This is a genomic window from Oscillibacter sp., assembly GCF_032060045.1.
Taxonomy (GTDB): domain Bacteria; phylum Bacillota; class Clostridia; order Oscillospirales; family Oscillospiraceae; genus Oscillibacter.
This window is the reverse complement of the sequence record NZ_DAMBZJ010000006.1, coordinates 74454-82129: the sequence shown is the minus strand read 5'-3', so window position 1 is coordinate 82129 and position 7676 is coordinate 74454. Positions and strand designations below refer to the sequence as shown.

Sequence of the window (7676 nt, the reverse complement as noted above, 5' to 3'; positions counted from 1 at the left end):
CTGTGGTCACGCTGCTGCCGCCGTCCGCCTTGCTGATCGGCGCTGGCGCGCTGGCAGGAGGGGTTCGGGCATGGTCTCTGTTCGTGCTTATGGCGGTGGCGTTTGCAGCGGGGTATCTGCCAGGAGATATGTATGTTGGGTCGCTTTTTGTGGAGTACCCTCTCTCCCTTGGGGTGCTCGACCCGGCGTTTTCCATGCCGCTGTCCGTGCTGATGGAAAAGATGACTGCGATGCTTGTTGGAATCGGATTGCTTTTCTTATCAACAGCACCCCGGATAAATAAGCACAGGCAACAATGATAGAATGGTAAAAGCACATCTTTTTATGGAATGGCTCCGCAGATGAACCACTTATAAACACACTGGTGTATTACCTGCCATTGCCGGAGCAGCGCGGATGCGCTATTCTTAATACATCTCGGAGGGACAGAATCGGTCTAAAGGACTCTGCGATTACCCCTTCTGTATCAAAAAGAGGACTGGACACAGCAGATAAAAGCTGTGTCCAGTCCTCATAGTTTTTTCTGTCAATTTTAAGGTTGCAGAGCCCACGGAAAATTCCTTATCCGCTAAAGATACTCAGTTCAAAAAGTCTTTCAACTTTTTGCTGCGGCTGGGGTGGCGCAGCTTGCGCAGAGCCTTGGCCTCGATCTGGCGGATGCGCTCACGAGTGACATTGAATTCCTTGCCGACCTCCTCCAAAGTCCGGGCGCGGCCATCCTCAATGCCAAAATGCAGCTTCAAAACCTGCTCTTCCCGGGGAGTCAGAGTGGAAAGCACGTCCATCAATTGCTCCCGCAGAAGTTTATAGGACGCGGCCTCGGAGGGTTCCGACGCGCCTTCGTCGGGGATGAAGTCGCCAAGGTGGCTGTCCTCCTCCTCGCCGATGGGAGTCTCCAAAGACACCGGCTCCTGTGCGATTTTCAAAATCTCCCGGATGCGGTCCACGGCCCGCTTCTTCTCGTCCTCCCGGACCTTTTCCCAAGCGCCGGGACCACCGTTCATCTCAATAGCAATTTCCTGAGGGCTGGGATCGTGGCCCAGCTCCTGCAAAAGCTGACGGCTCACCCGGATGACCTTGTTGATGGTTTCCACCATATGCACAGGGATACGGATCGTGCGGGCCTGATCGGCAATAGCGCGGGTGATGGCCTGACGAATCCACCAGGTTGCATAGGTGGAGAACTTGAAGCCCTTGGTGCAGTCGAACTTTTCAACGGCCTTAATGAGGCCCAGGTTGCCCTCCTGAATCAAATCCAGAAACAGCATGCCCCGGCCCACATACCGCTTGGCGATGGACACCACCAGACGGAGGTTTGCCTCCGCCAGCTTTTGCTTTGCAAGTTCACCGCTACGGAAAACCTTTTTGACGGCCATCTCCTCTTCCTTGGAAAGAGAGCGTTCTTCGCCTGCCTCTTTCTGGCGGGCAAGCTCTTTAAGCTTTTCCTCGGCTTCCGCGCCGGCGGCCATACGCTGAGCCAGATCCACCTCCTCGTCGGAGGTCAGCAGGGGGACTTTTCCGATTTCCTTCAGATACATCCGCACGGGGTCGTCGATGGCGAAGTTCCCAACCAACGCGTTGGGGTCCACCAGCTCCTCTTCCTCCACGTCGGCAATTTCCTCGGCGGCGGGACCGTCGTCGGGCAGCTCGGGAAGAATGTCCTCGTCGGTGCTGATATCAATGTTCAGCGCTTCCAGAGAATCATAAAGCTGATCCATCTGGTCGCCCTCAAGATTCATGGAGTCCAGTGACTCCGCCAGCTCGCCGGAGTCCAGCTTGCCCTTTTTCTGCGCTCTATATAGAAGCTCGCGCAGTTTTTCGTTGCCTGCCAGCCATGCGGAGGCAGGCAGGGATGCCACCTGCCTGTCGTCCAGGCGGAGGATTCCGGCCTTTTTGGCCTCCTCGTCGGTCATGATGGGAGCGGCGTCCTCACCGGATTTGCCACCGGTTGCCGCCGTTCTATCCGCCCCTTTTGCCGTTCCGGCCTTCAGCAGGGCATCGGCCTCCTGCTCCAGCCGCTCCTCAGGGGTGGGTTCTTTCTTCTTAGACATGTCGCTTTCCTCCGTCGCTTTTTTTCTGATCTTTCAATTCTTCCATTTTTGCCAGCAGCGGGTCCGCTACGCCTGTGCCGGCACGCTTTTCCGCCTCCCGGCGGACGATTGCTATGTAATCGGCAAGAGCCTGCCGCCCGTTTGCGGCGGATTCTGGCTTTTGACACAGATTAGTAATGTGGCTCATCTCTTCACCGGACAGCTCTCCCGCCAGAAACGAAAGTTTGGGGGCGCTGCGCTGCTCCCGCTGCCGCCACAAAAGGGAAAAGACCCTGCCAAGCAGCGCAGAGGAAAACTCCTCCTCCTGCAGGGGCGACATTTCCGGGAACAAGCTGTCGTCCAGCAGTAAAAGCCGCAAAATGCCCTCCTCCGCCATGGCGGAGCGAAGGTTTGTGTAGCGCAGGTCCCGCCCCTTGGGCTGAAGCTCCGCGGCTGGATTCAAGTCCCGGCGCTCTCGTGCCCGCCGCTCCTTGCCTATTCGGCGCTTGAAGGACCGCTGAACCTCCAGCTTCATGGCCTCCGGCGTAAGCTTTGCGGCCTCCGCCGCCCGGACGGTGTAAATGTCCCGCTCCACAGGGCTTTCAAGACCCGCCAAAAGCTCGCTTACCTCCTCGGCGTAGGCAAGGCGCTGCCGATCGTCCGTCAAGTCGTATTTCCCGGCAACCTGAGCCAAACGAAACTCCACGCCGTTTTCGCTGCCGGTGAGCAGCCGCTCAAACGCGTCCGGGCCAAAGGCTTTGATAAAATCGTCTGCGTCTTGCTTGCCCATAGATCCGTCTTCCAGCCGCTTGTTTGGAAGCCGGAGAACCCGGACGGCGAATTCCGAGTTGTTCAGAATTTGCAAGGCCCGCTCCGTGGCAATTTTTCCGGCGTTGTCGTTGTCATAACATAGAACGATTTCCTTGGTGTATCGGCTTAAAAGCCGGGTTTGCTCCTGCGTCAGCGCCGTGCCCATGGAGGCCACGGCATTGTCAAACCCCGCCTGATGGAGAGTTACCACGTCGATGTTGCCCTCGCACAAAATAATGTTGGGCCGCTTGGACTTCTTCGCAAGATTTAAAGCATACAGCTCTCGGCGCTTGCTGTAAACCGGGGTTTCCGAGGAGTTCATATACTTCGGTTCCGCATGGTCCAGCACCCGTCCGCCAAACGCCACCACATCCCCCCGTACATTGATGACGGGGAACATCAGCCGGTTTCGGAACTTGTCGTAAAGGCCACCGTTTTTGTTCTGCACCGCAAGGCCCGCGCCCAGAAGCTCCGACTTGGTGTAGCCCTGGCGAGTCATGGCGGTGATGAGCGCGTCCCAGCGGTCGACCGACGCACCAAGGCCGAAGCGCACCGCCGTGGCCTGCCCAATCCTTCGCCGTTCCAGATAGTCCCGCATGGCGCGGCCCTCCGGGTCCTGAAGCTGCTGATAGTAAAACCGGGCTGCGTCGCGGTTTAAATCCAGAAGGCGCCGCCGCTTCTGCTCCGCCTCCCGGTCACCCGTCTCCTCCGGAACTTCCAGCCCGGCGCGCCGGGCCAGAAACCGCACCGCGTCCGGAAAGGGGAGACTCTCCTCTTCCATGATAAAGTTGATGACGCCGCCGCCCCGTTTGCAGCCGAAGCAGTAATAAATCTGCTTGTCAGGGGAGACGGAAAAAGAGCCGGTTTTTTCGCTGTGAAACGGGCAGAGACCAAAGTAGTTCGCGCCTCGTCTCGAAAGCTGAACATAGCTGCCCACCACATCCACAATGTCGCTGCGGGCAGTCAGCTCGTCCAGAAAATTTTGCGGAAACGGCAACGGAACATACCTCCCTCCCGGTGAGTCTTACCGGATTTGTCCCAAGTCATACCCAGCAAACCAATTCAAGTTATTCTATTTATACCCCGTGGGGGTGAAATTCCCTCTTTTTTTGCGAAATTTGAGAAAACTTTTCTTTCCCGGCTTTACAGTTCTCCATTTGGCGGCTAAAATAAGTGCTTAGAGAATAGAGAGAAAGAGGTGGAAGAATGGCAGTAGAGCTTTGGGCCGCGCGGTTGGACCGCCCGCTCAGCGAGCGGGAGAACAACGCGCTGCTGGAAATGCTGCCGCCTGCGCGGCGGGAGCGGCTTGCCCGAGTTCGTGACGCCGAACGGTGGCGGGAGCCGCTTTGCGCCTATGCGATTCTGCGCCGCGCGCTGTGGGAGAAATACCGGTGGCGGGAGCTGCCGGAGATCGCGCTGACCACCCAGGGAAAGCCTGAATTTCCCAACTTTCCGGAAGTGTGCTTTAACCTGAGCCACACACCCGGCGCGGTTCTTGTGGGCCTTTCGGACGAGCCGTTGGGCGTGGATATCGAAAAGATACGCCCTGTGTCTCCAAGAGCCATGAAGCGGCTGGCGGACGCGGCCTCGGAAAAAGCGTTTTTTCAGAGCTGGGTCCGGCGGGAGGCGCGATTCAAGCGCAGCGGCGCCGGAGTGAGTATTATGCGGGAGGGGGAGGCCCCTCTGCAATACGGCGAATATTTCTATTACGTGGAAACGTTCCCCGGCTATGTGGCCGGAGTAGCCACCCGCAGCGCCGAAGGCGTGAGCGGAATTCAAAAGTTTTCATTAGAACAGATGGTTTAGCCGTTAGAGATTTCTTTAAAGGTAAGCGCATCGCCGGGTGCGGTGCGGGCGAAGTCCCCGGGAAAGTAGCTTCCCCGGGGACTTTTGTATTTACGGGTATTTACAGTTGTCTATTCGTTCAGCAGAGCTTCTCCGGCCCGATAGATGTCTCCCGCGCCCACGGTCAGAATCAAATCTCCCGGCTGGGCAATGGCCCGGAGACGATCGGTCACCTGCTCCAGTGTGGAACAATAGATGGAGCCGGGGACCTTTTTGCACAAGTCGCCCGAGCTGATGCCCACAGTGTTGGTTTCCCGGGCGGCGTAAATCTCCGCCACAATCGCTGTGTCCGCAAGCTTCAGCTCCTCCACAAAATGGTCGAACAGCTTGGCGGTGCGGGAATAGGTATGGGGTTGGAACGCCAGCACCACCCGCTTGTAGGGCAGGTCCTTTGCCATGGCCAGCAGGGCGTGGAGCTCGTCGGGGTGGTGGGCATAGTCGTCGTAAACGTCCGCGCCGTTAAACACGCCCTTGCGCTCAAAGCGCCGTCCTGCGCCGGTAAAGTTCGCAAGGCCCTGCTCCACGGCGGAGCCTGGTAAGCCCAGCGCATAAGCCGCCGAAGCGGCCGCCAGCGCGTTGGACACGTTGTGTCTACCGTGAACCGACAGGGACACGCTGGCATAGTGCTTTCCGTATACAGTCACGTCGAAGAGCTGTTTTCCACCCTCTTCGCGGAGGTTTTCAGCGGTGCAGTGGGCGGTGCGCTCCAGTCCGAAGGTGAACACCGGACGGCCCAGATTTTTCAGAGCCGCCATGGCCCCGTCGTTGTCTGCGTTGGCCACCACGCGTCCGCCTTCAGGCACCAATTGTGCAAACCGGCGGAAGGAGTGCTCAATATCCTCCAAATCCTTAAAAAAGTCCAGATGGTCCTCTTCCACATTGAGAATCACCGCCACAGTGGGGTAGAAGGAGAGGAATGAGTTACAATACTCACAGGATTCCAAAATTATGGTGTCTCCATTGCCCACCCGATAGGCGGAGTGGAGCAGGGGCAGTGTGCCCCCGATCATCACGGTGGGGTCCTCATCCGCTGCCATGAAGATGTGGGTGCACATGGAGGAGGTGGTGGTTTTTCCGTGGGTGCCGGAGATGCACAGTGCGTTGGGATAGCGCCGCATAATGGCTCCCAGTGCCTGGGCCCGCTCATAAACCGGGATGCCCCGGGTCACCGCGCCGGAAATTTCCGGGTTGTTGTCGTGGACGGCGGCAGTGCGGATTACAAAGTCGCACTCGCCCAAATTTTCCGCGCTGTGGCCGATGTCCACATGGATGCCCACCGACCGCAGATGGGCCACCGCGTCGCTTTCATGAATATCGGAGCCATGGACCGCAAGCCCCATCCCCAGCAGAATTTCCGCGAGCGGAGCCATGGACACGCCCCCGATTCCCACCAGATGAACCTGCTTGCCGGGAACCATGTAAGCGCTGATGGGCTTTGGATTATTCATCATAATAGTTTGCTCCTTCTCCTGCAATGACTTGCAAATGCGCCGGCGTTTATTGTATGATACTGTATTATAACTACGGTGCCGGAATTTATAGCGTCCGGCCAAAATTTTCGCTTCTGGGCCGGGACGATTGACTGTCCTTCTCAAAAAAGGTATTATACTATGCGAGCGTGGAAAAAGCAACCGAAAAGGCGCGACCCGCTATGCGGGGAACGACTTCAGTCCACGGATTTAAAAAGAGAAAGTAAGGTGAGCAGGTGAACATTCCGGAGCCGGTGAAGTGCATAATGGAGGCGCTGGAGGAGCATGGCCACGAGGCCCACTGTGTGGGCGGCTGCGTCCGGGATTCCCTGCTGGGACGGGAGCCGGGGGACTGGGATGTGGCCACCTCCGCTCTGCCGGAGGAGACGATGGCGCTGTTTTCGGGCCGGGCCGCGCCCACCGGGCTGCGCCACGGCACCGTGACCGTTCGGGAGGGGGCGCTTTCTGTGGAAGTGACCACCTTTCGTACGGACGGACGGTATACGGACGGACGTCGCCCGGATTCGGTGGCCTTCACCCGCTCCCTGCGGGACGATTTGAGCCGCCGGGACTACACAGTGAACGCCATGGGGCTGGATTTGGGGGAAACGTTGACGGACCCCTTTGGCGGCCAGAAGGATTTGAAAAACCGGCTTTTGCGCTGCGTGGGGAAGCCCGAGGAGCGATTTCAAGAAGACGCACTGCGCATTCTGCGCGGCCTGCGACTGGCGGCGGTGTTGGACTTTGCTCTGGAAGAAGAGACGGCCCGGGGGCTGCGTGCATGCAGGAACTTGCTTTGCGGGGTGGCGGCCGAGCGGATACAAGTTGAGCTGACAAAGCTTTTATGCGGCCCCGCCGCCGCGGAGATTCTGCGGGAATTTCCGGAAGTGGTGGGGGCGGTGGTGCCGGAGCTTTTGCCCATGGTGGGCTTTGACCAGCACAGCCGCTATCACTGTTATGATGTATGGGAGCACACCCTCCACGCCCTGCATGAAGTTCCGGCGGAACCGATTTTGCGCTGGGCGGTGCTGCTGCACGACGTGGCAAAGCCCCGGTGCTACACCCGGGACGAGCGGGGTGGGCATTTTTATGGGCATCCGACGGTCAGCGCGGGGATGGCGGACGCGATTTTGCGGCGACTGAAATTTGACAAGGCCACCCGAGAGGCAGTGATCATGCTGGTGCTGTGGCACGACAGGGAGATCCCCCGGACAGAGAAAAGCATCCGCCGCGCGTTGCGAAAGCTGGGCGAGGAGCGTCTGCGGGAGCTGACGGAGGTGAAGCGGGCGGATAACCTTGGTCAGGCTCCGGCCTACCGCGCCCGACTGAAGGACGTGGAGCAGATACAAAGGATGATGGAGGGTCTGCTGGCTAGGGACGAATGCATATCACTGCAGCAGTTGGCGGTGAACGGCCGAGATATGCTGGCGCTGGGCCTCCGGGGGGCGGAAATCGGCGAGGCACTGGAGGAACTTTTATCCGCCGTGGTGGACGGTGACCTGCCAAACCAGCGCGCCGCGCT

At 58.6% G+C, this 7676-nt stretch carries 5 protein-coding genes and 1 pseudogene; 3 read left to right on the top strand and 3 right to left on the bottom strand.

The window, feature by feature from the left end; translation table 11 throughout:
- A pseudogene (locus RT018_RS04115) lies at nucleotides 1-299 on the top strand (hypothetical protein); the annotation flags it as partial.
- Nucleotides 300-578: 279 nt separating this feature from the next.
- Here the strand turns inward: RT018_RS04115 and rpoD are convergent.
- Entirely contained in the window at nucleotides 579-2051 is a 1473-nt protein-coding gene (gene rpoD, locus RT018_RS04110; RefSeq protein WP_312939538.1) for an RNA polymerase sigma factor RpoD, read from the bottom strand.
- Entirely contained in the window at nucleotides 2044-3837 is a 1794-nt protein-coding gene (dnaG, locus tag RT018_RS04105; protein WP_312939537.1) for a DNA primase, read from the bottom strand. The genes rpoD and dnaG overlap by 8 nt, the downstream gene beginning before the upstream one ends.
- 209 nt (nucleotides 3838-4046) lie before the next feature.
- Between dnaG and RT018_RS04100 the strand changes: the two genes are divergently transcribed.
- The gene (locus tag RT018_RS04100; RefSeq protein WP_312939536.1) at nucleotides 4047-4646 is read left to right on the top strand and encodes a 4'-phosphopantetheinyl transferase; all 600 of its coding nucleotides are present in this window, start codon (nucleotides 4047-4049) and stop codon (nucleotides 4644-4646) included.
- A gap of 110 nt (nucleotides 4647-4756) precedes the next feature.
- On the opposite strand, the gene murC is transcribed toward RT018_RS04100, so the two are convergent.
- Entirely contained in the window at nucleotides 4757-6136 is a 1380-nt protein-coding gene (murC, locus tag RT018_RS04095) for a UDP-N-acetylmuramate--L-alanine ligase (protein ID WP_312939534.1), read from the bottom strand.
- 254 nt (nucleotides 6137-6390) lie between these two features.
- Between murC and RT018_RS04090 the strand changes: the two genes are divergently transcribed.
- Nucleotides 6391-7676: HD domain-containing protein (locus RT018_RS04090; protein WP_312939533.1), on the top strand; the 1286-nt coding region annotated here is incomplete at its 3' end.

Bases quoted from the DNA above. Each gene is read 5' to 3' on its own strand.
- rpoD (WP_312939538.1), bottom strand. From the start codon at position 2,051: ATGTCTAAGAAGAAAGAACCCACCCCTGAGGAGCGGCTGGAGCAGGAG.
- RT018_RS04100 (WP_312939536.1), top strand. From the start codon at position 4,047: ATGGCAGTAGAGCTTTGGGCCGCGCGGTTGGACCGCCCGCTCAGCGAG.
- murC (WP_312939534.1), bottom strand. From the start codon at position 6,136: ATGATGAATAATCCAAAGCCCATCAGCGCTTACATGGTTCCCGGCAAG.